Below are 26,368 nucleotides of genomic sequence, written 5' to 3'. Positions count from 1 at the left end.
GATTGAAAAAATGCCCTCCCTTATGAAAGGGAGGGAGGGTCTTTAAACTTCCATAATTTCTTTTTCTTTTGTATTTACAACAGTGTCTACATCACCAATAAACTTATCTGTTAGTTTTTGAATCTCTTCTTGTGTACGATGGGATTGATCCTCGGAAATCTCCCCATTCTTCTCTTTCTTTTTTAATTCTTCATTTGCATCGCGACGAATATTGCGAATAGCAACTTTGCTTTCTTCCCCCATCTTCTTAACTACTTTTACCAATTCTTTTCTTCTTTCTTCGGTAAGAGGTGGGATATTGATTCTAATCACTGAACCGTCGTTTGTTGGGGTGATTCCTAATTCAGATTTCAAAATCGCCTTTTCAATTTCACCCATTATGCTCTTATCCCAAGGTTGGATAACAAGTGTACGGGCATCAGGTGTTGTAATATTCGCCATTTGATTTAAAGGCGTAAGAGCTCCATAATATTCAACTTGTACTTTGTCCAATAGAGAAACATTAGCTCGACCAGCTCTTACACTTGCCAATTCTTTTTTTAACGTACTAATCGCCTTTTCCATTCTTTCTTGTGCATTCTTTTTAATTGTTTGAGGCATCCTCATTCCCCCCAATAATCGTTCCAATTTTTTCACCTAATACTACCTTTTTAATATTTCCCTCTTCTGAAATATTAAAAACAATAAGTGGTAAATGATTGTCCATACATAATGAAGAGGCAGTTGAATCCATTACTCCTAACCCTTTTCTCAAAAGATCCAAATAGGTTAAGGATTCATACTTCGTAGCGTTTTTATCTTTTTGCGGATCAGATGAATAAACACCATCCACTTTATTTTTAGCCATCAATATAACATCGGCTTCGATTTCTGCCGCTCTTAAAGCAGCGGTTGTATCCGTGGAAAAATAAGGGTTGCCTGTTCCACCAGCAAAAATAACTACTCGATTTTTCTCTAAATGTCTTATTGCTTTTCGTCTAATATAGGGTTCTGCAACCTGTCTCATTTCGATAGAAGTTTGTACCCTTGTAGGGACCAAGATGTTCTCTAAAGCGTCTTGTAGTGCTAAAGAATTCATGACCGTTGCCAACATTCCCATATAATCTGCGGTTGCACGATCCATACCCTGTGCACTTCCAGAAATACCCCGCCAAATGTTGCCACCACCAACCACAATCGCAACCTGAACACCAAGTGAAACAACATCTTTTATTTGATTTGCAATAGAAAAAATAAATTTTGGGTCGATTCCATAACCTAATTGACCTGCTAAAGCCTCTCCGCTCAACTTAAGAACAATTCTCTTATATTGTGGACGTTCCATTTATTTGAACCCCCGTTCATTATTCTACATCAATAATCATATTCCTGCTCTAATAAAGTGTTAATCAAGAAAACCTAATAATTTAAAAAAATAGGAACACAAAGGTGTTCCCTATTTTAAAGCAAATTACATCTTTGCTTGTGCCATAACTTCCTCAACAAAATTGTCTACTTTCTTTTCTAGACCTTCACCAAGTTCGTATCTCATAAAACGACGAATATTAATATTCTCACCAATTTTTGCGATTTGTTCTTTTACTAAACTCTCAATGGTTTTGTCAGGATCTTTAACAAAAGGTTGTTCTAATAGGCAGTTTTCTTTATAAAATTTATCAATACGACCTTCTACCATTTTCTCAACAATTTTTTCAGGTTTTCCTTCATTTAATGCTTGAGCTTTAAGTATTTCGCGTTCTTTTTCAATATCCTCTTGAGGAACCTCTTCACGCTTTAAATATCTAGGATTTGTGGCAGCAATATGCATCGCTATATCGCGAACAAAACTTCTGAATTCGTCCGTTTTGGCAACAAAGTCAGTTTCACAATTAACTTCAACCAAAACACCGATTCTTCCTCCACCATGTATATAAGATTCTACCATTCCTTCAGCAGCAATACGTCCAGCTTTTTTTGCAGCAGATGCGATACCTTTTTCACGTAAAATCTCTACTGCTCTTTCCATATCACCATTTGCTTCATTTAATGCCTTTTTACAATCCATCATTCCTGCTCCAGTTTTTTCACGAAGCTCTTTTACCATCGATGCTGTAATTTCCATTCTTATCCTCCTTGATCTAATAAATAATACTATGCATTATGTACTATTTTAAAAGGGTGGTAAAGGGTATAACACCCTTAGGCCACCCTTCATATGATTAAGCGATTGTTTGTTCACCTTGTCTGCCTTCTAAAATAGCTTCTGCCATTTTTTCAGTTAATAATTTCACTGCACGAATTGCATCATCATTACCTGGAATGACATAATCTACTTCATCAGGATCACAGTTTGTATCGACAATTGCTACAACTGGAATCCCTAATTTGTGTGCCTCAGCAACAGCAATACGCTCCTTACGAGGATCAATAACGAACAATGCACCAGGAAGTTCTTTCATTCCTTTAATACCGCCTAAGAATTTTTCTAGACGTTCTTTTTCTTTTTTAAGAATGATTACTTCTTTTTTAGGAAGGACATCAAAAGTCCCGTCAGCTTCCATTGTTTCTAATTGACTTAAACGGTCAATACGTTTTTGAATTGTTGCAAAGTTAGTTAAAGTACCACCTAACCAACGTTGATTGATATAAAAGCTGTCAGAGCGTTCTGCTTCTTCTTTTACAGAATCTTGAGCTTGTTTTTTTGTTCCGACAAAAAGAATGCTCTTACCAGAAGCTGCAACTTCTTTAATAAAGTTATAAGCTTCTTCTACTTTCTTAACTGTTTTTTGTAAATCAATAATATAAATACCATTTCTTTCTGTGAAGATATAGCGTTCCATTTTTGGGTTCCAACGGCGTGTTTGGTGACCAAAATGAACCCCTGCCTCCAATAATTGTTTCATGGAAATAACTGCCATATCTCAACACCTCCTTTGGTTTTTTTCCTCCGCTTACTTCATTTTTAATTACAACTAATCATATAGCACCCGTAATTAAATTGGTAAGCGTGTGTTTTTAACACCGAGATTTAATATACCATAATTAGCAATAGGATGCAACTTATTTACTTTTTCCATTCTTCCACTTTTTTATGGGTTATGAGTGAAATCAAATCATCTAAAGTCATATCTGAATGATAAGTATAATTCCCGATTTGAATATTTTTCATTAGTCCATATTGGCTTAATATGTTTAAAAACTGCTGTTTATCTTTAATTATATTTGACGAAACTAATAGATCAGCAACTTTATAAGATGTCATACCCTTTTTGATCACAAATTGAACCTTTTCTGGTGTCTTAGAATCTGTTTCTTTGTTTTCTTCTTTTAAAGCTTCAATTTCTTCAGGTTTGTAAATAACATACCCTTTTTCAGTGATAAGTTGTTTAAGTTCCTCGATTGAAATATTTTTGATTAACTCGGCTGGGGTTGGAGTTGGGGTTTCAGAAGGAGGTTTAACAAACCAAAATAAAAATATACTGCTTAAGATAAAACCAATTCCCATGCCTTTCAAAAAGTTTTTGTTACTAAACATACTTTAGTCCTTTCTTAGCAAGTTCTAATATCAACTCGATTTCCCCATGCCCCATTTTCATTTTTTTTGCGATCGCATCAATTGAGGCTCCTGATTGATAGAGTTCAAAGATTTGCGCATATCTTGGGTTTACATGATTCGTTCCTTTATCTCGTTCTATTTTATCTAAACGTTCTTCCACATTTTTCATTTTCCTGTTTAATTCTGCATAATATTCTTGTTGTGACTTTTTTATTTGCTTAAATAACTCTTGATTTTCAAAATCCAATTGAATCGTAAATTCATCAAATACTTTTTCAATTTTTTCATCAATAATTGAATCCTGATTCGGCTTGAAAAAAGAAATAATTAAAAAAACAATACCAATAAAAAGCAGAATGAATTGTAACCAAATGATGTTCATTTATATCACCTTTACTGGATAAGTTATAGTTTAATATCTATCATTCTTCCTTTGTTAGGGTCATTATTTCTTGGTGTTCTTGTTGAATTATTTTCATTTAATTGAGATTTATTTGTTTTGTCAATTTTTTTACGTTTTTCTTTGTCTAACTGTTTTGTCTCTGTAAGAAATAAGCTTTGCTCAACGATTGCTTTTTGCTGCATGTTTTGTTGATACTTGCTTATTTCCTGCATTTTAGGGAAAGTCAAATGAAGTTCAAGTGACCTTAGGCTCATAGTATTTCACCCCTTACAATATTACAAAGATTTATAACAGTTTAGCAATAATTTCTCCCTCTTCTTGCACAAATTTTATATGCTTATATTCCTGGTTAATAAACTTGTTTGTTTTACCAATCACTAACTTCACTCCTGGATAAATCACCTTAAATACTTCTATGGTTGCCCGTTCAATACGATTAAATTGGCTTTCTATTTCTTTTTCTCGCTCCATGATTTCTTTTATCTTTCTCTCCATAGATATCTGTTGATTGATTAACTCCACCTGTAGCTGTTTCTTTTCTGGTGGTAATGTATTAGTAGTTCTCTGCATTTTTTCTAGTAAATGAAGTGCTTTTTTTATTTTATCTAAAGAATGAAAGATTTCTCGTTTTTCAGTCTGAAGATGATTTAATTCACTTCTTAATTCAGGATTCATCCCTACTTCTAGTATTGTTGAAGTCGCTAATTGATTGCCAATTGTGATAGCTGAAATTTTCTCACCTGCTTGTATCTTACCTCCGACAATTAAACCTTTTGTTCCAGAACAAGTGACTTGCTTTCCAGCACTAACATTACTATGCATAATACTTTGCGAAACATAAACATGCTCATAAGCATGAATGTCCCCTTCAAGAATAAAAGAAGCTATTACGTCTTTTTTCGATTTAATCAAAGATTTATTATGACCGATTACTCCCTGTTGAATAATAATATCTCCACCAGCTATTAGTTTTGATCCCTCTACATTTCCATAAATTCGAATATCTCCTGTTGCCCAAATTTTAAAACCATCCGGTACGTTCCCTCGAATTACGACAGTACCGACAAAATCAATATTCCCAACACTAAAATCTACGTCTCCATTCACCTCATAGATAGGGAAAACATTAATTTTGTCCTGATCTGTTACAACGACTTGACCATCAATTGCAGCATAAAATTTATCCTTTGTTTGATTCATTACCACATTTTTCCCCGGTTTTAAATAGACATCTTTTCCTTTTTTTGCAGGAATAAGATCTCCTGATACTGTTCTTCCTGCCTCTCCTTCAGTAAAAGGAATCTTTTGAGCGATCAATTCACCTTTTTTAACATTAAGAATTCTCTTAACTGAATAATAATCTACTCTCCCATCACTTAACTCCTTTGGTCCAGTATTTTCTTGAATATAAAATTCACCCCATTCTATACGAGCATCTTTTCCATCAAGCGGAGCCAAACCATGAGCGATGTTAACAGTTTTTCCTATATATGTTAATGGATGAGCACATATTAATGAAAGTTGTTGCTCATCCAAACCATAGATAACCTTATGTTTTTCTAAATATTCTTTCATTAACTCACTGGGAATAGGGCTATTGATTCTATCATCGTAAACAAAAGTTAAAGTTGCCAACATACCTGAATTCAAAATAGTGACTTCAATGATCGTTGACAATTTCTCCATTTCAAGTTGATTGTCCATCATATAGCCCCCCAAAAAAATAATTAAGATTAGAAAATGTTTTTCTTTTGCCTACTTAAAGATCCTCTTAGTCGATAGATTGCCTTTGTATGTAACTGTGATATTCTTGAGGTTGATAATTCTAAAATCTCTGATATCTCCGTTAAATTTAATTCCTCATAATAATATAATGAAACCACTAATTTTTCTTTTTCTGGCAAACGATCTATTGCTTTTGACAAAATATCCTTGAGATTTTGCTGATTAATTTTTTCCTCGATAACCTGCCTTGAATCTGAAAGCATAGATAAACGGGTATTTTCCCCTTCCTCATCAATCGGTTCATCTAAAGATATATAACTTAGAAAAGCGGTTTCTTTAATGCTTTGATAAAACTCATCTAGTTCCATTCCTAGATATTGTGTTACTTCTAGATCAGAAACAGATCTTAAAAATTTTTGTTCCAATTCTTGGTAAGCTCGTTCAATTTTTTTTGCCTTTTCACGAATAGAACGTGGGATCCAATCGTTTTCACGTATTCCATCCAATATTGCTCCACGAATACGAAGACTAGCATAAGTTTCAAATTGTAAGCCTCTATGAGGGTCAAATTTTGTTAAAGCATCAAGTAAACCAATCACACCATGACTTTTTAATTCATCAAAAGTAACTTGATTTGATAATGATTTTTTCATTTTATTTACAATTTGCTCTACTAACCTCATATAATGCTCTACCAATTCTTCATAGGCTTTTGGATCATCATTATCTCGCCATGATTGCCAAAGTTGATTTATTTTTTGTTGTTCTAGGCTTTTCATATGATGACACCAACTTTCTATTCATCTTGAGACAAGTTTCGAATCCCATTTACATATTTCTCTATTTCATCTTCACTTTCTATTTTTGGAAAATGAAGAGGTTGAAATAAATCTTCATCGTTTATTGAGGCTTTTACATCAATATGCTGTTTTTGTTGTGGTATCAATAAAAATCCAATAATGATACCCACAGCTGTAAACACGATAAAAGCAAAAAGTCCTCGAATCAAAGAAGTATAAAACAAGTTCACTTTCCAATTTAGAATAAAAACCAACAAGAAAGCAAAACAACCAAGAACAACTCCAAACAACAATTCTTTAACAACTTTCATATCTCGTTTACACCTTGATTAGCTGTTTTAATATAAAGTATGCCTGTTAAAATATCCAATTCTATTGTTCTACCAAAATTCCCACCCGTATCTTCTGCAATGATAGGAATACCTAATTCTTTTAGAGATACTTTTGAGGCCTCCACATTTCTTGGGCCAATTCTCATCATATCATTTTGAGATTGAAACTGAAACATTTGTGCGCCACCTGCTAATTTAGCAACCATTAAACTTTTCTTTGCACCCAATTGAACCATTTTTTCAACTAATAATGGCACCGCAGTATCTGCATACTTAGCTTTATTAAGTTGACCTATTTTAACCATTTCAGAAGATGGAAGCATTATATGGGCTAAACCACCTATATGGTTAACCTTGTCAACAATCGCAATTCCCACACAAGAACCCAATCCAGTTGTTCTAAGTCGATCTGGGGTGATTGCGATGTTCAAGTCTGCCATGCCTACTTTGATCACACTCATTCCCATGGTACTCCTAAAGCTGAAAATAGAGGCTGAAATGATTCTGGGTCAGGAATCAAAAAGAAGTGGCCTTCTACTAAATTATTGCCATCAAGAAATGTGGTATCAATTACAATCGCTACATCACTGTATTGACTAATTTGAATTAAACCAAAACTTAGAATCGCACCTACCATATCAATTGCAATAGATGGAACAGTAGGATTCATTTTAAGGTTTGTAAAATCTGCTAGTGATGAAAGGTAGGAACCTGTTAATATATTCCCTAATTCGTTTAAAGCTGAATATTCCAAATCTGTAAATCCTTCGTGCTTTACATCATCACTGTTTAACATATATTTTAATAATTGCTTTGCAGATTCTTTCGTCATCATAAAAAACATATTGCCAGGAACATCGCCTTCTACTCTTAAAAAAATTCCAACCATGACTTGATCTTCTCCCCCTAAAAACTCTTCGATCTCGGAAAAGGGGAGAATTTTCACCTTAGGGACATTCATTTCAATCGTTTTCTCAATCATAGTGGAAAGGGCAGTCGCAGCGTGTCCTGCTCCTATATTTCCTACTTCTTTTAACAGGTCAAGTTGTAAATCTTTTAATTGATTTAATTTATTCATCACTATGCACCGAATTTTTCCAATTCTTTCATTTCATCCACATTTAGCACTTTATCTAAATTAAGCAAAATAAGTAGGCGATTAGATAATTTAGCAACACCACGAAGATAAATAGCCTCGACAGCACCAACCACTTTTGGAGGTGGTTCAATCGCTTGAACAGGGATGTCAATTACATCATTTGCTGCATCTACTATTAATCCCACTTCCATCTCTTCTACATTTACAATTATGATACGGGTAGATTCATTATAATCTTTTTGTTCAATACTAAATCGTCTTCTTAGGTCAATGATCGGAATAACAACTCCTCGAAGGTTAATAACCCCTTTTACAAAAGGAGGAGTGTTTGGAACACGGGTGATATGTTCCATCCGTTCAATAGATTTTACTTGTTGAACATCTACTCCATACTCCTCACTTCCTAAACGAAAGACAATAACTTTAATTTCACTACTGTTTTGTTCTACTGTATTGCTCATATGAATCCCTCCTATTTTATTAACGAATTTGTATCGATAATTAAAGCAACCTGACCATCTCCAAGAATTGTTGCACCAGAAATAGCAAATACATGTGGTAAATAGGAACCTAAAGATTTAAGTACTATTTCTTGTTGACCAATAAAGGAATCAACGATTAAGCCAGCCATTTTTTCTCCTTTACGCACAATTACGACAGAAATATCCTCTTCTTCAATATCCCCATCAGGTACTTCAAATACTTTCTTTAGCGAAACAAGTGGCACAATATGCCCTCGAAAATCAATCACTTGTTGTTTATGGGCATACATGATTTCTTCCGGTCTATAGATGGCTGTTTCAATAATTGAACTTAAAGGTATTGCATATTTTTCATTTTGTATTCTAACTAACATAGCCGAAATAATAGAAAGTGTTAAAGGTAACTGAATAGTAAACGTTGTTCCTTTACCTAATTCTGATTCAATAGAAACAAAACCACCTAAGGCTTCAATCTTTGATTTTACAACATCAAGACCAACACCACGCCCAGAAATGTCTGAAATCTTTTCAGCAGTACTTAATCCTGAAGCAAATAAAAGGTTATAAATTTGATTGTTTGTCAAATTTCTTGCCTCTTCTTGACTGATTAGCTTGCGTTCTATTGCCTTTTTAAGAACTTTTTCTTTATCAATTCCACTACCATCATCACTTATCTCGATAAATACATAATTCCCACTATGATATGCTTTAAGAGAAATTTCTCCTGTTTCAGGTTTATGATTCTTAATTCTTTTTTCAACCGATTCTAGTCCGTGGTCTATCGCATTTCTTAACAAATGGACAAGTGGGTCTCCTATTTCGTCAATGACGGTTCGATCTAGTTCAGTTTCAGCTCCAATAATCGTTAAATTTACTTTTTTATTAAGTTCTTTAGCTAAATCTCTAATCATTCTTGGAAAACGATTAAATACCTGTTCAATTGGGACCATTCGTAGATTCAAAATAATATTTTGTAAATTACTACTAATTCGACTCATGTGTTCAACCGTATCTGTTAATTCAGAATTCCTTATTTCTGCAGATAGTTGCTCCAACCGACCTCTATCGATGACCAATTCACTAAACAAGTTCATCAATTCATCTAAGCGTTCAATATCGACACGGATCATTTTACCTGTTGGACCTTTATGATGTTGCTGTATATTTTGATTATTTTGCTGAGCTTGCGAATTAGTCTCTACTTTTTTATCATGTTCATTTAATAGAGTACTAGAAATTGTTGTAATTTGAACGTCAACAATTTCAGAGATATGTAAGATTTCTTTTTTAATATCTTCTTGCTGGTTTTTTGATATTAGAATGACTGAAAATTCATGATCAAAATCCTCATTTTCAATTTCTTCTACTGAAGGAATAGCTTTTAAAATCTCACCAAATTGTTCTAATGCTCGAAAAACCATATATGCTCTAGCAGACTTAAGCATACTTCCTTGATCAAGGAAAATTTTTAAATGATAAACTAGAAAACCTGATTCTAAGGATTGGTGTAAAACTGTTTTTTCATATTCATCAAATGTTATCTGATTCCTATCCTCACTCTTGATTTCCACGTCTGTAGCTACATTAGGCAATGTTGAATTACCTGAGACGATCCCTTGTAGTTCATTGATTACGGTAGAACTATCTAAGTTACCATCTCCACCATCACTAATTGAAAGAATCATTTGTTCTAACAAATCAACACAATGAAAAATCGTATCCATTAAACGCGGGTCAACCTGTTTTTTATGGTTTCTAACTTGATCTAATACGTTTTCCATCTCATGAGTTAATGTAGCCATACTTTCATAACCCATCGTTGCAGCCATTCCTTTCAACGTATGGGCAGATCTAAAAATTTCATTAACCAAATCGAGATTTTGTCGATCTTTTTCTAGTAATAATAATTTCTCATTTAATGATTGTAAATGTTCTTTAGATTCCTCTAAAAATATCTCTACATATTGATTTAAATCCATGACTGCCACCTCCTCTGTTTTTGAACAGATTCTAAAATTTTATTTGTAATATGATGCAACGGAATAACCATATCAATTAAACCTTTTTGGATTGCTGACTTTGGCATTCCATAAACCACACAGGTTGTCTCATCCTCGCCAATGGTAATCACTTGCTCCCCTTGTTTTGCGATCGTTAATCCTTTTGTTCCATCGTTTCCCATTCCCGTCATAATAACAAAGATTTTCTTTGTACGTATTGTGGCCAAGGATTGAAATAAAACATCTACGGAAGGACGATGTCCTGATACTGGATCATTCTGATTAAGTTCAATTTTAAACTGTTTTTGAAGTTGCCGAACAGTCATATGATAATTTCCGGGTGCAATATATGCTGTCCCAGCCTTAATTAATTGCTGATCTTCTGCTTCAAGCACTTCAATCTCAGATAGTGAATTTAAACGTGTGGCTAGAGATTTTGTAAAACCCGCTGGCATATGTTGTACAATTAAAATTCCATAGGGGAAGTTTTTTGGGATCTTTGTGATTACCTCTTGTAAAGCCTTTGGTCCACCAGTTGAAGTTCCAATAGCAATGATTCCCTCTATATGACCAGTTTCAATCTCGAGACAATTTACCGTTTTTGTTTCTCCCTTTGTTTCTTTTCTATCATTATAATTCAAGTGTTTATGCCATTTTTCCTTTTGACGATGAGCAATTATTATTTTATTTATCAATTCATCTTTAACCTTTTTTATATCAAACGAAATAGCCCCAGAAGGTTTTGCAACAAAATCGAATGCCCCTTTTTGTAATGCTTGAACTGTAATATCTGTACCCTGTTTGGTTAAACTACTAAGCATAATAATTGGGACAGGCTTCTTTTTCATGATTTGCTCTAGTGCTTCTAACCCATTCATTTGAGGCATCTCGACATCCATCGTGATCACATCTGGATTCAGTCTAAGATGTTTTTCTACAGCTTCAATTCCATTTTTAGCTGTATCTACAACTTCTATGATCCCACTTTCTACTAAAAAATCAGAAATGAGCTTCCTCATAAAAAATGAATCATCTACAACTAAAACTCGAATAGGTTTCATACTATCACCTCTATCTATGAAACCAGTATGTCATTCTTTCTAAAAAGCTACGAACACCTTTTGAGTGAACATATTCATGATTACTTAAATAATTTTGTACCAAATTATTAATACTTCTGGAAGCTCTACTATTTGGATAAGATAAATAAAATGGTTCTTGTTTTTTTACGGCTTTTGGAACAATTTCATCATCATATATAAACCCAAGTAAGCCAATATCGCAGTCCAAAAATCGTTTTGCTACTGCTTTGATTCGATTTGCCGTATTATGTCCCTCTTGTTCGTTGGTAACGCGATTTATTACTAAAGAAATCTTTATTTCTTTCTTTTTAGAAAAAATCATTTTAATCATCGCATAAGCATCAGTTATTGAAGTTGGTTCCGGTGATGTAACTAAGAATATCTCATCTGAAGAGAACATAAATTTTAAAGATTCTGGGGTAATCCCTGCTCCTGTATCAATTAGTAAGGTATCTACATAACCATTAAGCAAGAGAAACTGTTCAAATAGATAAGGAAAATATTTTTTTTTCATATCAAAAAGTCCTTCTAAATCAGACCCACCAGCAATAAATTCTAATTCGTTAGGTCCTTTTTCTAGGATGTCCCAGATTTGCAAATGTTGGTATAGCATATCCTGCAAAGTATATTTTGGTGCAATTCCCATAAGAATATCGATATTTGCTAAGCCAATATCTGCATCCAAGATAACTGTTTTATGTTGCTTTTCCAACAACGCTAAGGCAAAATTTAGGGTGAAATTTGACTTTCCAACTCCTCCCTTACCGCTTGTGATTGTAATCACCCTTGTTAGACGTTCCATTTTATTAGGAGTTGATTGTAATTTTTTCCTCAAATCTGCTGCTTGATCATAAATCATAATTAAACCCCCAATATAGCCTTAGCCAGTTTCTCTACATTAAATACTTCAATGTCATCAGGTACATTTTGACCATTTGTTATATAAGAAATTTTATATGGAAAGGAAGAGATAATGTTTAAAATTGCACCATATGTCAATGTTTCGTCATATTTGGTAAATAATAGCTTATCGATCTTTACTTTATTAAACTGTCCCAAAATAGATACCATATCTTCATATTTGTGAGTAAGACTTAGGACTAAGAATGTTTCGCTTGCGTCAGTTTTGGCTAAAATTCGATTCAATTCAGAAATATACATTTCATTGTGGTAGTTACGCCCTGCTGTATCCATAAAAATTAAGTCATAATCTTTTAGCTTATCTATTGCCCTTTGAGTTTCTTGTGGAGAAAAAACGACTTCTAAAGGACTATTGAGAATTTCTGCATAAGTTTTTAGTTGATCAACCGCTGCAATTCGGTATGTATCGGCTGTAATGAAGGCAATACGTTTTTTATATTTTAAGACTTGTTCTGCAGCTAATTTAGCGATTGTCGTTGTTTTCCCTACGCCTGTCGGACCTACAAAATGAAGAATTTTTGTTTTATCTTGTATTTCACGATGTTTCGCATTCATCCGATTGATAAGGTTCTGTTTAACTTCTTCGATAATCTTTCCTTTGTTTTCTTGCTGATCTATCCTTTTGATTGTATCTTCTAAAAGTTCAACTGCAACCTCTTCTTTTACCCCTTGTTCAATAAGACGTTTGTATATTTCCTTCATTTCATTCTGATAAACAGTTTTAAAATGGATAGTTTCATTCTCGTTGACCATCATTTTAACCATAAAAGACTTTAAATCTTTTACTTCCTGTAATAAAACATTGGTATTGGAAGGTTTAAGAGGTTTATCTATTCTTGTTGTTTCAGCTAACATTGGTGTTTTTTGATCTACTGCTGCAATCACCTCCGTTTTTTCTTTTCCAAACAAACCCAAAAATCCACCAATTCTTATCTTCTTTGTATGCAAAATGATTGCATCTTTTCCTAATTCCATTTTGATTTGTTCCATCGCTTGAGGTAATGAATCAACCACATATCGTTTTACCTTCATTATATATTCACCACTCCTACACTTTGAACTTCAACATAGGGTTCCAATTCATTATAAGAAAGAATAGGTAGTTCAGGCATCATTCGTTCAACAAATTGTCTGACATACATTCGTGTCATTGGAGAGGTTAGAATAATTGGTTGCTGTCCTATTTGCACTAATTGACTTACTTGTTCATTTAGTTTTTTATAAAGAAGCTGGGAAGTATTCGGATCAATTGCTAAATAACTACCCTGATCAGTATGTTGCACACTTTCTGCAATTTTTTTCTCCAAGCCCGGGCCGATTGTAATCACTTTAAGTGGTTGGTTTGGTTCAGTATATTGTAACGTGATTTGTCTAGAAAGTGATTGCCTTACATATTCAGTTAGAATCCCGGGATCTTTAGAATAAGTTGCATAATCTGCTAAGGTCTCAAAAATCGTAACCAAGTTACGAATTGAAATCTTTTCTTTTAACAAATTGGCTAATACTTTCTGTATTTCCCCAACTGTTAGCAAATTAGGTACCAATTCATCTACTAATGCAGGCTGTGATTCCTTTACATGGTCTATCAACGTTTTAACTTCCTGCCTTCCTAATAATTCTGCTGAATGCTTCTTTATCACTTCGGTTAAGTGTGTTGCAACGACAGAAGGAGCGTCTACGACAGTATAGCCTGCCATTTCCGCTTGTTCTCTCATTTCATCATTTATCCATAACGCCGGTAAACCAAAAGCTGGTTCTACAGTTTGAATTCCTGTGATTGAATCATCCTCGATTCCAGCATTCATGGCAAGATAATGATCTAATAAAATATCCCCTTCTGCTACTTTATTTCCTTTTATTTTAATCACATATTGGTTTGGCTTTAACTGGATATTATCTCTAATTCTTACAACAGGCACCATCAATCCTAATTCAAGAGCAATTTGTCTTCTAATCATAATTACTCGATCAAGCAAATCTCCCCCTTGATTGGCATCGGCTAATGGAATAAGACCATAACCAAATTCAAATTCAATAGGATCGATTTGTAATAATTGAACGATATTTTCAGGGCTTCGAACCTGCTCAATTTCTTTTTCTTCTTCTAATTGTTCTGTCATAGACAATTCCTGAATCTGTGCCTTTTGCATTTTGTAACCACCAAAAGCTAAAACTCCAGCAATCGGAAAGGTAATGGGTCCAATAGGTGTAAGGCCAAGAATTGCTATAGTAGCTGCAACTACATATAGTAATTTAGGATAAGCAAAGATCTGACTAGTGATATCTTCACTTAAATTCCCATCCGAAGCAGCTCGAGTTACAATAATACCTGTTGCTGTTGAAATAAGTAATGCTGGGATTTGGCTAACTAACCCATCACCGACAGATAATAAGGTAAACCTTTCTGCAGATTCCCTAATACTTAGATTAAAATAAACCATCCCAATAATTAATCCACCAATCACATTGATGATTAGGATGATGATTCCAACTATGGCATCGCCTTTAACAAATTTGCTGGCACCATCCATCGCTCCATAAAAATCTGCTTCTCTTTCAATATTTCTTCTTCTTTCCCTTGCTTGCTGTTCTGTAATTAAACCAGCATTTAAATCCGCATCAATACTCATTTGCTTTCCAGGCATCGCGTCTAATGTGAAACGAGCAGCAACCTCTGCAACACGTTCTGAACCCTTGGTAATAACCACAAATTGAATAATCACTAAGATGATAAATACGATAAAACCGATCACAGGGTCTGCCCCAACAACAAATTGACCAAATGCTTCAATAACTTGGCCAGCATCACCATTTTTTAAAATCGACCTTGTTGTTGATACATTTAAAGATAGGCGAAATAAAGTAGTAATCAATAATAAAGATGGGAAAATCGAAAATTGTAATGGTTCCCTTGTAAACATAGCAACGAGAACAATTGTTAATGCAAGGGATAAATTGATAATCAATAAAAAACTTAAAAGCCAAGTAGGTAAAGGGAGAACCATCATCAAGACAATTAGAACAACTCCAATAGGAACAATCAATTGTTTCCATTGCTTCACTTTATTTCACCTCCAATTTATTCTCAAGATTTTATTTTCCCTTTTATTCGATAGACATAGGCTAGAATCTCTGCCACTGCATGAAACAATTCAGATGGAACCGTATCATCTATTTCTACTTGAAAATAGAGAGCCCTAGCCAACCATTTATTTTCAACGGTAACGATATCATTTTCCTTCGCTACTTCTTTTATTTTCAATGCAATGAAGTCCATTCCTTTAGCAATCACTTTTGGGGCGTCCATTTCATTAGGTTTATATTGAAGAGCTACAGCAAAATGTGTAGGGTTTGTAATAATCACATCGGCCTCGGGTACAGCTTGCATCATTCTACTCATTGCCATTTGCCTTTGTCTTTCCTTGATTTTTCCTTTTATTAATGGATCTCCCTCAGTTTTCTTATATTCTTCCTTTATTTCCTGTTTTGACATCCTCAGATTTTTTTCATAATCATACTTTTGATAGATATAATCTAACAGTGACAAAATGATTAAAATAGCCGAAGTTTTCAAACCAAGTTCAAGCAATAATTTGCCTACGAAAATCATTACATCTTTTAAATCATATTGGTAAAGAATAAGTAAATCTGCTTTTTTATCCATCAATACGGAAAAAGCGATATAACCAACCAAAAACACTTTTAATATGGATTTTACCAATTCCACTAAAGCGCGCTTAGAAAAGATTCGCTTTGCTCCTTCTAAAGGGTTAAGGCGTTCAGGCTTTAACTTTAATGGCTCTGCTGTATATAAAAAACCTACCTGAATTAAATTACCTGCGATTCCAGCAATAATAGCTAAGCCAAAAACAGGTAAAACAACCCATAACATATCGGTCATTGCTTCTAAAAATAACAATCGAACATTATCTGAAGTTATTTCCCAAGTGAGATATTGGTTTAACATCTTTTTAAAAAAAAGAAGAAATTGTTGGGTGATGGCAGAACCAAATAAATAAAACAATAAAAAGATCATTAAAAAAATAATAGCAGAAGGTAGTTCGGCTGATTTCGCCACTTGCCCTTTTTGTCTTGATTCTTGCTTTCTCCTAGGTGTAGCCTTTTCTGTTTTTTCTCCCGCAAAGTATTGTAAATTCATTCGTAATTTAGGCATATTATGACCCCATTAAATCCATCAATTGTCTCATTGAGGTAAACATTTCTTGAAAAAGGTCTTGGAACAAATAGATAAAACCGGGCACGAGAATAAATAGAATCAGAAAATGTATGATAATTTTTAAAGGTAACCCCACCACAAAGACATTCAATTGGGGTACAGTTCTTGCTACGATCCCTAATGCGACATCACTTAAAAATAAAGTACCCACGATAGGAGCAGCAATTTTTAATGCAATCACAAACATTTGTGTAAAGGCATTTACAACAAAGAACAACAAGGATTCATCATTTAATCGAGTTAACCAAGACCCAGATATAGGTAAAAACTGGTAACTGGACACTATCCCATCAATTAAAAGATGGTGTCCATTAAGTGTTAAAAATAATAACATAGCAAACATATATTTAAAATTACCCATCAAAGGAGAAGAAACACCAGTCTGCGGATCAATCACATTTGCAATGGCAAATCCTATTTGCATATCAATGAAAGAACCTGCGATTTGAATGCTAGTAATCAACAATTGAGCAATCCATCCTAATAACAAGCCGAAAAGGGTTTCCTGTAATATTAAAACAAGAAACATACTACCGATAGATAAATTTGGGATTTCAACGTCTATCGTCGGTAGAATCACTAATGATGTAAAAAAACCGAGCCCAATTTTAAACTGATTTGGTACCCCTCTTGAAGAATAGATAGGTGCTGTTACAAAAAAGGCCGTCATCCTAACAAAAACTAAAAAAAAGAGATAGACCATCGAAAGATTAAACATATTCTGTTCACCAAGTTAATTAAGATTTTGCCCGATTTGATTAAAAATCGACTCGGTAAATTCTACTAAATGTGATAACATCCATGGTCCAAAAATAACAATTGCTAGCAAAACAGCAATAATCTTAGGGATAAATGCTAGAGTTTGTTCCTGGATTTGGGTCGTTGCTTGAAAGATACTTACGATCAAACCAACTAATAATCCTAAACCTAACATTGGTGCACTAACAATCAAAATCGTATACACAGATCGTTCAAATAGATGAATAATAAAATTTTGCGACATCTTTAAACAACACTCCTAATTGAAGCTTTCTAGTAACGATTTCACCACTAAGTACCAACCATCGACCAAAATAAACAAAAGAATCTTAAACGGAAGTGAAATCATAACAGGAGGTAGCATCATCATTCCCATTGCCATCAATGTACTAGCAACAACCATATCTATAATTAGAAAAGGTATAAAAATCATAAAGCCCATTTGAAACGCAGTCTTCAACTCACTGATTGCAAAGGCTGGTACGAGAACTCTTAACGGCATTTCATCTATATTTTTTGGTTTTTGCATCTTAGAATAATTTAAAAACAGCAATAGATCCTTTTCCCTTGTTTCTTTAATCATAAAGTGTTTAAATGGTTTAGCCGCTTCATTGAAAGCTACCTCTTGGGTAATTTTCCCATCTAGATAAGGTTGTAATGCATTCTGGTTTACCTCGTTTAATGTTGGACCCATGATATACAGGGTAATAAATAAGGCTAAACCAATGATGACTTGGTTAGGTGGCATCTGCTGAGTTGCTAAAGCATTTCTTACAAATGACAAAACAATAACAATTCTAGTAAAACTAGTCATTAAAATTAAAATGGCTGGTGCTAGAGATAGAACCGTTAATAGAATAAGAATCTGTAACGTCGTGGCCACGTTTTCAGGATGATCTGAAGTGTTTATGTTAAAATCCAAACCGGGAATAACCACGTCACTAGCAGCATGTGCCTCAATAGGAAGTAAGATCAGCAATAATACACCTATTAGAATACGAATTTGTTGTTTATTCATGTTGATCCCTTTTCTCTACTTTTTCATCATGTTTTTCAAGCCACTGATTAAAGGTCTCTCTTCTGCGCTCTTTTAATTGATTCAGTTTTTCACTCAATACATGTTCAAATTGGTTCATATTATCTATTCCTTGTCTTTGTTTAGAAATTTGATTTCTCACATATTTAAGTATAGGAATCTGATCAATTGATTTTATTAGACGATGTGTTTGCTCAGATTCAACCTGTATAGATTGTTTAATAGAATTCAATTCTTCTTCTGTTTCAAGTATATGAATCAATTGAACCTCTTGACCAACCCCTAAAAGATAAACTTTATTACCTATTTCCACAATCTGTAGTGATTTATTCTGCCCAAGTGGGACTCCCCCCAAGTGTTTAAAAGCACTTTTCCTTGCCATTCCGTTTTTTTTAGCTAATAATCGGAAGACAATGTACATTAGACCTAAGATGACACCAAGAGAAAATATAAATTGTAGGACTAAAGTAAAAGAGATCATATTCAACTTCCTAACTTAATGCCTTTGTTATTGCCTCTATAACGCGGTCAGCCTGAAATGGTTTAACAATAAAATCCTTTGCCCCTGCCTGTATTGCATCAATTACCATTGCTTGTTGTCCCATCGCTGAGCACATAATTATTTTTGCATTCGGGTCAGATTTCTTAATTTCTTTTAAGGCGGTTATTCCATCCATTTCAGGCATAGTAATATCCATTGTAACTAAATCAGGTGAAGTCTCTTTGTATTTCTCTACAGCTTGTAAACCATCACTTGCCTCACCAACGATTTCATATCCATTTTTAGTTAAGATTTCCTTAATCATCATTCTCATAAATGCTGCATCATCTACAATTAAAATTCTTTTTCCCATTTATACTTTCTCCTCTCTATTTCTTAAATGGTTCCTATTGTAATTTTTGAATTCGATCATATTGGCTAATTATATCAGTGACCCTGACACCAAAATTTTCATCGATAACCACTACCTCTCCTTTTGCAATGAGTTTATTGTTAGCAAAAATATCTACTGGTTCACCTGCTAATTTATCCAATTCTATAATAGAACCTTGCGCAAGCTCCAAAATATCTTTTATCAACTTTTTAGTTCGCCCTAACTCAACAGTAATTTGTAGGGGAATATCCATCAAAAGGTTTAAATTAGGCTCTTGATGTGAGGACAACTGTTGAAATTGAAAATCTGAAAATTGAGCAGGTTGAACATTTACATTAGCTGCTTGTTGATGGTAATTCGCAGAAGATCCCAAATGATTATATGTTTTAGGTGCTACAGAACCATGAGTTTGCTGTGAAAAATTTATTGGTGGTACTTCTGTAACCATTGGTTCTGGTGTTTTAACAGAATGATCATTGCTTTCCTTCCTAGTATTTGGTTTATTTTCAACTTTTTCTGGTGGATATGTTCCCATTAGCATACCTATCATATTTTTTGCAAAATTTACCGTTGTTAATTGCATGATATTTGAATCAATAAGCTCTCCTATTTTTAAACGAAAAGAAACTTTCACAAGGACATCTTCTTTTGGAATATTATTTTCCCCTTGTCCTTGTTCTAAATCTAAAATATCAACTCCTGGGGGAGAAATGTTCACAGTCGTGTTAAAAACAGTGGACATTGAAGTTGCAGCTGATCCCATCATTTGATTCATTGCCTCTTGAACAGCACTAATGTCCATTTCGGTCAATTCCTCATTTAAAAGTTCCTTACCAGAACCTCCTAACATAAGATCCGCAATAATTTTTGCATCGATCGATTTTATGACTAAAAGGTTGAGTCCCTGAAATCCCTCAGTATATTCAACATGAATTGCAACATGTGGAGATGGAAACTCATTTGTTAAATTATCTTTATGGACGACAGAAACGTTTGGTGTAGTAATCTCTACTTTTTGACCTAATAATGTAGATAAAGCTGTTGAAGCACTCCCAAAGGAAATATTACCTATCTCCCCTAATGCATCTTGTTCAATTGGTGAAAAATATTGATTTATATCTAAAACTTCATTTCCCTGATCAATTTGACTTTGGCGTAATAAGGCATCAATTTCATCTTGGGACAACATATCTCTACTCATCCATGTTCACTCCTTCCTCTACCAAATTGATGATTTGAACAGCCAGTTTTCCCTTTGTTAAACCTGGTTGCACATAATATTTTGGTGTTTCTCCAACAAATGCCTTTAGCGGTTCAGAAACCTGTTTATCCAATTGTATAACGTCTCCAACCTTTAGCTGAATTAAGTCAGAAACTCGAATCATTGAAGTACCTAACTCAATTTTGATCGGAAGACTTGCATATTGAATTCTTTTCTTAAGATTGTCATAATCTGCTGATTCAACTTTTTTTTGTCCTGCAAACCAATGATGAGCAGATAATTTATGCATAACAGGTTCTAAAACCACATGGGGGAGACATAGGTTCATCATCCCCGTTGTATCACCTATTTTTGTACTTAAGGAGATCACCGCCACAGTTTCATTTGGTGAAACAATCTGCATAAATTGGGGGTTCATCTCCATCACTTCTAGTTTGGGTTTTAGATCTATAATATTTTTCCAAGCTTCTTTAAAGTTATCTAGTACACGAATAAACATTCTTTCCATGATCATTGATTCAATTTCTGTCAAATTCGCAATTTTATTTGGAGCATTACCAGAGCCTCCCAAAAGTCGATCAAGCATTGCATAGGTAATGTTTGGATTGACTTCTAAGACCATTCTTCCTTCTAAAGGTTGAGCCTCAAAAATATTTAATATGGTCATTTTAGGGATGGAACGAATGAATTCATCATATGGCAATTGGTCTACAGATACAACCGTAATTTGAACAAACGTTCTTAGTTGAGCTGAAAAATAGGTTGTCAATAAACGGGCAAAATTTTCATGTAGTCTAGTCAAACTTCGAATTTGATCTTTAGAAAACCGTAAAGCTCGTTTAAAATCATAGACTTTAACCTTCTTTATTTCCTCTTCCTTTTTTAGTTCTTCTGCATTCATTTCTCCAGATGAAAGAGCGGCTAATAACGCATCTATTTCACTCTGGGATAGAATTTCACTCATTCTTTATCACCCCCTAACTTTAATATGGAAGAATTATGATTGAAGAAAAATTTGGGTAATATCAATACTAATCACTTTTCCATCTTGTAAAATTTTATTCAATCTTACCATGAGATCAGACTTAAATTGATTTATCTTCTCTTCAGTTGCAAAAGAATCTGAAGTTAAGTTTTTTAGCAATAAATTGATTCGATCTTTGATTTGAAACATTCTTTTTTCAGCTTCAACCTTTGCTTTTTCATTATCTGTTTGTAACGTCATTTCAAGAACGATAATGGTAGAATCCCCTAAATTGGTGTTGATCTTCGGTACATTTACAGTTAATGGAACAATATCATCTATAGTTGGGACTTCAACAATACCACTAGCTGAGGTCTTTACATCTCTAAACGTATATTGATAAAGAAAGAAAGCAACAAGACTTAATAGTGTTATGGAGATGATTATAATTAATGCCATATTAAATAATTTATTTTTAAACATTTTAACCCTCCCAACGATCCACTTTATTCTTACTTATACGTTATCATATGAGTTCTTCTGATAAAATCCTCGAATCGTTGAATAATTTCTTCGACGGATTGGGAAACGATCAACTTTTTACCAGTGGTTAAGGTTATGATCGTATCGGGTGTTCTTTCTACTGACTCGATTAATAAAGCATTGATCACAAATTCAGAACCATCTAGACGGTTAACAATGATCATATATTTTAACCCCTTCGCAAATTTTTACCTAAGAGGATTCCTATGTATGGTAGTAAGCTGGGGAGATTTACTCCCCAGTTACAATTGATAAAACGATGACTCTATAAATCTTCTAATCTACTAACGCTTTAAATTAACTAATTCCTGTAAGATTTCATCAGAAGTTGTAATAATTCTTGAGTTTGCCTGAAAACCCCTCTGAGCAACTATCATTTCAGTGAATTCAGAGGTCAAGTCGACATTAGACATTTCAAGTTGTCCAGAAACAATACTTCCCGTTCCCTGATCTGGATCTTGTGGAGTAATCACCTCTATTTCTCCATCAGGGTTAGCATTTAATGTCATTTTATACATCGTATTACCAACCTTTTCCAAACCAGCTGGATTTTGTACCTTAACTAAACCTATTGTAGCAATTGGATCCGGTTCGATCGTACCATCAGCATTTGTCACATAGATACCACCATTAGAACCAATCTCAAATGCCTGAACACCATCTAAGCTAATTGGATCCCCACCTTCACCCAAAACCAAATATCCTTGAGATGTAACAAGATTACCAGCAGCATCCTTTGTAAAATTTCCAGCCCGAGTTAAATAAATATTTTCGTCATCTCCATTTTGTTTAACCGCAAAAAAACCGTCTCCATCAATTGCTAAATCAGTTGGTACGTTTGTTGTCATAAAACTACCCTGTGTATGAATGGTATCAATTGCTGAAATACTTGCTCCCAAACCAACTTGTTTAGGATTTACACCACCCCTTACACCTAATTCAGGTGCAGTAATACCAGACATTTTCTGACTTAAAATATCTTGGAATAATACTCTTCCAGCCTTAAAACCTGGTGTGTTAACGTTCGCGATATTATTTCCAATTACATCTAGTTTCGTCTGAAATCCTCTCATTCCTGAAATACCTGAGTATAATGCTCGTAACATTCTTTTTCCTCCTTTAGTTCACCGTATCTATCTTTCAACGGCGTGAAGGCCTCCCACTATGGGTCCAGCCCTTATAAAATAATTGCACTATCAATATTCGTAAAAATATGCTCCTTCATTGAAGTCTGATCAATCGTTGTCACTACAACACGATTAGGGATATTTACTATAAAGGCTAGGTCTTGTAAAAGAATTAATGAATCTTTTGCTCCCTTTTGCGCTGCTTTTTGAACCGCTTCATTTAGTTGATCGATAGATTTTATATCTAATTGTATCCCTCTGCTTGTCAGTCTTTGTTGCGCATGCGCACTAAATTTTACACCTTGGTTAGCTTGATCTAGTTTATCACTCAGAATGGTATTAAAATTTGTGATATTATGCTTTTTTGATACCGTTTTTGTTGTTTGAAGGGGATATTTAGGAAAATAGGATTGTCCAATGTTAAAAGATTGACTCATTTCACCCCCTCCTATTCTATTTTGACTAAGTCAGAGATCAATAATTCTTGTCCATCAATATTGACATAATGCTGGTTTTCCTTAAAAAGAATACTTTGTATTGAGCCAAAGGTCTCGTTTCCATTTTGGTCTAACCAAAACCCTTTCTTTCCAATCAAATTAGAATAACTCGCAATCAATTGATAGTTATTAAGCGACGGATCCTTAAGATTAGCAAATTCTTGAGCAATTGTAGTCTGTATCTCAAGAACTTTCTCTGTTGTTTTATTCAGATTCGCGATTTGTTCTAATGTGCTAAATTGTGCCATTTGTGCAATGAATTCACGATCTTGCAATGGCTGTAAAGGATCTTGATTTTTTAGCTGGGTAACAAATATCTTAAGAAAGTCGTCTTTTCCTAAAATACTTTGTTCTGAAAGGGCACTCTGAGAATTTACATTACTTGCCGTTGAAGTGCTCTCAGTTACGTTCAACTGTTCTTCCCCCTTTTATACGGTATAATCGATTCCAGTTATCTCAGAATCTACCCCCAAAAACTCTTCAACTTCAATCGAATAAGATTTAGTATAGCTATTCATCCTTCTCTGTTTCGATTGTTGATATGAAGAATGTTGTTGGGAAAAGTTAAAATGATTTCCCAATTCACCACCTGCACCATAAGCGGATGAATGAGAAGCAACCTGTATTTCAACCCGTCCAACCTGATAACCTTGTTGAATAAAGGATTGCTTTAGTTGCTGGATTTGACCTTCTAATAATTCCTTACTTAAGCCTGATTCCACCAAAAATTGTGCAGAAATCTGACCTTGATTATGGGAGATCTTTACAACCATTTGGCCAAGTTCTTCTGGATGTAATTGAATTTTGGTTTCAGAAATACCATTGGGCAATTTAACATTTCGAATTAAAATTTTTCCTAACTCAGAGCTGAAGTTTTGGTCTTGTTGTAAATGTTCAACAGGCAGTTGATTTGTGACTTTCGTTTCTTTCCCCAAATTCACAGATTGATAGCTTTGTACATGTTTAAGTTCTAAGCTTTGAATAGGCTTTTCTTCATCCTTTATCCCATTCAAATTAGATGAAGATTCTAGTGAGGAAGAAATTGGTGAAATTGACCCTAATCTAGTTACTTTGACGGCCTTACTTTTTTCTTCAGAATTTAAAACTTTACCTGTTTCAGGGGTATCATCCTTGCGATTATTCCCCATCTTATCAACACCTATTTCATTTGCAAATTTAGGAAATAAGCTTTTGTTCTCACTAAGGATCTCTTTTATTTTTTGTAAAAGGAGCTTGAATTGCTCATTTTGTTCTAATTGATTTACTATATTTAATGGCATTTCTGTATCTTTCATTTTGATCTTAGAAAGAACGGCTTCTAATTCATGAGTATTAAAAGATTCTTGTAAAATACGAGAAAACAGTTGTTGCTGCTGATTAGGTAATTTTTGGAGAACTTCTACCAATTCTGGAGTAGGTTTTTTTATCGTTTTTAAAGTCTCCAAAATCTGACTTAATTCTAGATTTACTTCTTCTGACTTAACATCTCCTGTGAAAGTAAGAAGATTAAACGTCAAAATAGGAATAGAACCATTTGCAAAACCAGATAAAGCTGGATTTTCTAACAGCCCTTTTGCTTTTACTTGCTCTTCCAAAAGAGATTGATCAGCTACCTGATCATTTTTCAATGTTGACATAAGTAAATCGTCAGATAAGACTTGTTCTCCTTGAACTTGCTGGAACCCATGCAGTAGCATTGCAAAGATAGAGGTCTCTTGTTGTTTTTCCCTTTTATTCGTTTCTTTAACTGGTATTGTTTGATTCTCTTGTATATTTGTAATTTGAGCAGCCTCCATTTAGTTCACCTCCTTTCTAAGATAATGATTCAATTTAATTTAATTTAATTTACTAAACCAATAGATAATTTTGCCGCAATATTTGGTTCCATTTCATTTAAGATTTTTGACCTTGATAAAGGATCCATAACACGGAGAATTGCTCTAGCTTTATTTGAATTTTGATTAGAAATAGAAATTATTGTCTGAGCCGCTTTGTCTGGACTCATGTTCGAAAGGGTAGATGCAAGCTGTTGATATTCGACTTGATCCTTTTTCAATTGATCAAGTTCTTGAGTTAATTGATTCACCCTCTCTTGTAAAGCAAGGATATCTAAGTCTTTTGAATAAGCCTGATCTTTTAAAAGAATAGATAGATCAGCTGCTTTATCTGGATTCATCTTCTCTAAGATTTGACTTTTTGCATCTAAATTCATTTGTGCTAGAATTAAAACCGCTTCACTATTACTTAGATTTGAAATAATATTCGCTGCACTCTTCGGACTCATATTTGTATAGATTTTTGCTAAATTAGCAATATCTTGTTCCCTAGATTGATCAGAAAATTTTTTTTCATCTACCTGCTTTGTTAGATCAACAATTTGTCGATTCAACTTCTGTATTTCAACGTCTTTAGTTGTAATACTTTGTTCTAATTGTTGTATGGAGTTATTTTTTTCGGATAGTGATGCCTTTAATTCCTTGATTTGTGTTTCAAGTTCAGGATTCTTATTATTCACTTTTTGATCCTGTGTTGGTATGTTTGATTCACTAGGGACTAATTTTTCTATATATGGTACTCGATTTAAAGCACTATAAATTTTTTCTTTTACATCGTAATCTAAAGCCCACAGTAAAATGCCAGTTAAGATAGCAATGAACAAGACTGGTAAGATCACAATATAAAAAAACCATTCCAACTTACCATAACTTTGCTGTTCAGCTGGTTCCATT

Annotated in this window: 33 protein-coding genes; all 33 read right to left on the bottom strand. The window is 34.0% G+C overall.

The features are described from left to right. Window positions 1-42: 42 nt before the first annotated feature. The gene (gene frr / locus TEPIDINF_RS03810) at window positions 43-600 is read right to left on the bottom strand and encodes a ribosome recycling factor (protein ID WP_069798688.1); all 558 of its coding nucleotides are present in this window, start codon (window positions 598-600) and stop codon (window positions 43-45) included. Further along, window positions 584-1,324 carry a UMP kinase gene (gene pyrH / locus TEPIDINF_RS03805; RefSeq protein ID WP_069798689.1) on the bottom strand — a complete coding sequence of 247 codons (741 nt, stop codon included), beginning with the start codon at window positions 1,322-1,324 and terminating at the stop codon, window positions 584-586. Before pyrH ends, frr begins: the two co-directional genes overlap by 17 nt. A gap of 126 nt (window positions 1,325-1,450) precedes the next feature. Further along, the gene (tsf, locus tag TEPIDINF_RS03800) at window positions 1,451-2,101 is read right to left on the bottom strand and encodes a translation elongation factor Ts (RefSeq protein WP_421691384.1); all 651 of its coding nucleotides are present in this window, start codon (window positions 2,099-2,101) and stop codon (window positions 1,451-1,453) included. Between the two features lie 97 nt (window positions 2,102-2,198). Then, window positions 2,199-2,897, bottom strand: coding sequence for a 30S ribosomal protein S2 (gene rpsB, locus TEPIDINF_RS03795; protein ID WP_068723895.1), 699 nt, complete (start codon window positions 2,895-2,897; stop codon window positions 2,199-2,201). Between the two features lie 146 nt (window positions 2,898-3,043). Next, window positions 3,044-3,514 carry an MltG/YceG/YrrL family protein gene (locus TEPIDINF_RS03790; protein WP_068723892.1) on the bottom strand — a complete coding sequence of 157 codons (471 nt, stop codon included), beginning with the start codon at window positions 3,512-3,514 and terminating at the stop codon, window positions 3,044-3,046. After that, window positions 3,507-3,917: a DUF2802 domain-containing protein gene (locus TEPIDINF_RS03785; protein ID WP_069798693.1), complete on the bottom strand. Its 411-nt coding sequence runs from the start codon at window positions 3,915-3,917 to the stop codon at window positions 3,507-3,509. The genes TEPIDINF_RS03790 and TEPIDINF_RS03785 overlap by 8 nt, the downstream gene beginning before the upstream one ends. 23 nt (window positions 3,918-3,940) lie before the next feature. Next, on the bottom strand, window positions 3,941-4,192 hold the full coding sequence (locus TEPIDINF_RS03780) for a hypothetical protein (protein ID WP_068723887.1): 252 nt from the start codon (window positions 4,190-4,192) through the stop codon (window positions 3,941-3,943). A 31-nt stretch (window positions 4,193-4,223) separates the two neighbouring features. Beyond that, complete coding sequence (locus TEPIDINF_RS03775; protein ID WP_421691383.1) at window positions 4,224-5,645, bottom strand: DUF342 domain-containing protein; 1,422 nt, start codon at window positions 5,643-5,645, stop codon at window positions 4,224-4,226. A gap of 26 nt (window positions 5,646-5,671) precedes the next feature. Beyond that, on the bottom strand, window positions 5,672-6,442 hold the full coding sequence (locus TEPIDINF_RS03770; RefSeq protein ID WP_068723885.1) for a FliA/WhiG family RNA polymerase sigma factor: 771 nt from the start codon (window positions 6,440-6,442) through the stop codon (window positions 5,672-5,674). A 17-nt stretch (window positions 6,443-6,459) separates the two neighbouring features. Beyond that, window positions 6,460-6,774: a hypothetical protein gene (locus TEPIDINF_RS03765; RefSeq protein ID WP_068723883.1), complete on the bottom strand. Its 315-nt coding sequence runs from the start codon at window positions 6,772-6,774 to the stop codon at window positions 6,460-6,462. Beyond that, window positions 6,771-7,256, bottom strand: coding sequence for a chemotaxis protein CheD (locus TEPIDINF_RS03760; protein WP_068723880.1), 486 nt, complete (start codon window positions 7,254-7,256; stop codon window positions 6,771-6,773). The genes TEPIDINF_RS03765 and TEPIDINF_RS03760 overlap by 4 nt, the downstream gene beginning before the upstream one ends. After that, window positions 7,253-7,873, bottom strand: a complete 621-nt coding sequence (locus TEPIDINF_RS03755; protein ID WP_068723878.1) for a chemotaxis protein CheC — start codon at window positions 7,871-7,873, stop codon at window positions 7,253-7,255. The genes TEPIDINF_RS03760 and TEPIDINF_RS03755 overlap by 4 nt, the downstream gene beginning before the upstream one ends. Window positions 7,874-7,875: 2 nt before the next feature. Further along, window positions 7,876-8,355, bottom strand: coding sequence for a chemotaxis protein CheW (locus TEPIDINF_RS03750; protein WP_068723875.1), 480 nt, complete (start codon window positions 8,353-8,355; stop codon window positions 7,876-7,878). 11 nt (window positions 8,356-8,366) lie between these two features. Further along, window positions 8,367-10,355, bottom strand: a complete 1,989-nt coding sequence (locus TEPIDINF_RS03745) for a chemotaxis protein CheA (protein ID WP_068723873.1) — start codon at window positions 10,353-10,355, stop codon at window positions 8,367-8,369. After that, on the bottom strand, window positions 10,346-11,437 hold the full coding sequence (locus tag TEPIDINF_RS03740) for a protein-glutamate methylesterase/protein-glutamine glutaminase (protein WP_068723870.1): 1,092 nt from the start codon (window positions 11,435-11,437) through the stop codon (window positions 10,346-10,348). Before TEPIDINF_RS03740 ends, TEPIDINF_RS03745 begins: the two co-directional genes overlap by 10 nt. A gap of 10 nt (window positions 11,438-11,447) precedes the next feature. Then, entirely contained in the window at window positions 11,448-12,317 is an 870-nt protein-coding gene (locus TEPIDINF_RS03735; protein WP_421691382.1) for a MinD/ParA family protein, read from the bottom strand. A gap of 2 nt (window positions 12,318-12,319) precedes the next feature. Further along, a complete protein-coding gene (flhF, locus tag TEPIDINF_RS03730; protein WP_068723868.1) occupies window positions 12,320-13,411 on the bottom strand; it encodes a flagellar biosynthesis GTPase FlhF in 1,092 nt (363 codons plus the stop codon). Beyond that, entirely contained in the window at window positions 13,411-15,441 is a 2,031-nt protein-coding gene (flhA, locus tag TEPIDINF_RS03725) for a flagellar biosynthesis protein FlhA (protein WP_068723865.1), read from the bottom strand. The genes flhF and flhA overlap by 1 nt, the downstream gene beginning before the upstream one ends. A 23-nt stretch (window positions 15,442-15,464) precedes the next feature. Next, the gene (gene flhB, locus TEPIDINF_RS03720) at window positions 15,465-16,553 is read right to left on the bottom strand and encodes a flagellar biosynthesis protein FlhB (protein ID WP_421691381.1); all 1,089 of its coding nucleotides are present in this window, start codon (window positions 16,551-16,553) and stop codon (window positions 15,465-15,467) included. 1 nt (window position 16,554) lies between these two features. Further along, window positions 16,555-17,334, bottom strand: a complete 780-nt coding sequence (gene fliR / locus TEPIDINF_RS03715; protein ID WP_421691380.1) for a flagellar biosynthetic protein FliR — start codon at window positions 17,332-17,334, stop codon at window positions 16,555-16,557. A 15-nt stretch (window positions 17,335-17,349) separates the two neighbouring features. Next, window positions 17,350-17,619: a flagellar biosynthesis protein FliQ gene (gene fliQ, locus TEPIDINF_RS03710; RefSeq protein ID WP_421691379.1), complete on the bottom strand. Its 270-nt coding sequence runs from the start codon at window positions 17,617-17,619 to the stop codon at window positions 17,350-17,352. 15 nt (window positions 17,620-17,634) lie between these two features. Beyond that, on the bottom strand, window positions 17,635-18,393 hold the full coding sequence (gene fliP / locus TEPIDINF_RS03705; RefSeq protein WP_421691378.1) for a flagellar type III secretion system pore protein FliP: 759 nt from the start codon (window positions 18,391-18,393) through the stop codon (window positions 17,635-17,637). After that, on the bottom strand, window positions 18,386-18,892 hold the full coding sequence (locus TEPIDINF_RS03700; RefSeq protein WP_068723855.1) for a flagellar biosynthetic protein FliO: 507 nt from the start codon (window positions 18,890-18,892) through the stop codon (window positions 18,386-18,388). Before TEPIDINF_RS03700 ends, fliP begins: the two co-directional genes overlap by 8 nt. Window positions 18,893-18,902: 10 nt before the next feature. Continuing rightward, entirely contained in the window at window positions 18,903-19,265 is a 363-nt protein-coding gene (locus tag TEPIDINF_RS03695; protein WP_068723853.1) for a response regulator, read from the bottom strand. Between the two features lie 34 nt (window positions 19,266-19,299). Continuing rightward, entirely contained in the window at window positions 19,300-20,487 is a 1,188-nt protein-coding gene (gene fliY / locus TEPIDINF_RS03690; RefSeq protein WP_421691377.1) for a flagellar motor switch phosphatase FliY, read from the bottom strand. After that, window positions 20,480-21,472, bottom strand: coding sequence for a flagellar motor switch protein FliM (gene fliM / locus TEPIDINF_RS03685; RefSeq protein ID WP_421691376.1), 993 nt, complete (start codon window positions 21,470-21,472; stop codon window positions 20,480-20,482). The genes fliY and fliM overlap by 8 nt, the downstream gene beginning before the upstream one ends. 33 nt (window positions 21,473-21,505) lie before the next feature. Further along, on the bottom strand, window positions 21,506-21,955 hold the full coding sequence (locus tag TEPIDINF_RS03680; protein ID WP_068723846.1) for a flagellar basal body-associated FliL family protein: 450 nt from the start codon (window positions 21,953-21,955) through the stop codon (window positions 21,506-21,508). Window positions 21,956-21,984: 29 nt separating this feature from the next. Further along, on the bottom strand, window positions 21,985-22,179 hold the full coding sequence (locus tag TEPIDINF_RS03675) for a flagellar FlbD family protein (RefSeq protein ID WP_068723844.1): 195 nt from the start codon (window positions 22,177-22,179) through the stop codon (window positions 21,985-21,987). Between the two features lie 120 nt (window positions 22,180-22,299). After that, window positions 22,300-23,121, bottom strand: a complete 822-nt coding sequence (gene flgG / locus TEPIDINF_RS03670; protein ID WP_421691375.1) for a flagellar basal body rod protein FlgG — start codon at window positions 23,119-23,121, stop codon at window positions 22,300-22,302. Window positions 23,122-23,192: 71 nt separating this feature from the next. Continuing rightward, the gene (locus TEPIDINF_RS03665; protein ID WP_068723839.1) at window positions 23,193-23,579 is read right to left on the bottom strand and encodes a TIGR02530 family flagellar biosynthesis protein; all 387 of its coding nucleotides are present in this window, start codon (window positions 23,577-23,579) and stop codon (window positions 23,193-23,195) included. A gap of 11 nt (window positions 23,580-23,590) precedes the next feature. Continuing rightward, complete coding sequence (locus tag TEPIDINF_RS03660; protein WP_421691374.1) at window positions 23,591-24,052, bottom strand: flagellar hook capping FlgD N-terminal domain-containing protein; 462 nt, start codon at window positions 24,050-24,052, stop codon at window positions 23,591-23,593. A 15-nt stretch (window positions 24,053-24,067) separates the two neighbouring features. Then, window positions 24,068-25,435 (bottom strand): flagellar hook-length control protein FliK, encoded by a 1,368-nt coding sequence (locus TEPIDINF_RS03655; protein WP_421691373.1) that lies wholly within the window; start codon window positions 25,433-25,435, stop codon window positions 24,068-24,070. A 44-nt stretch (window positions 25,436-25,479) separates the two neighbouring features. Continuing rightward, on the bottom strand, window positions 25,480-26,367 hold the full coding sequence (locus TEPIDINF_RS03650) for a MotE family protein (protein WP_421691372.1): 888 nt from the start codon (window positions 26,365-26,367) through the stop codon (window positions 25,480-25,482). Between the last annotated feature and the right edge of the window lies 1 nt (window position 26,368).

The sequence above is a fragment of the Tepidibacillus infernus genome (assembly GCF_048898065.1).
In the GTDB taxonomy this organism is placed as follows: domain Bacteria; phylum Bacillota; class Bacilli; order Tepidibacillales; family Tepidibacillaceae; genus Tepidibacillus_B; species Tepidibacillus_B infernus.
This window is presented reverse-complemented; position numbering and strand designations above follow the sequence as displayed.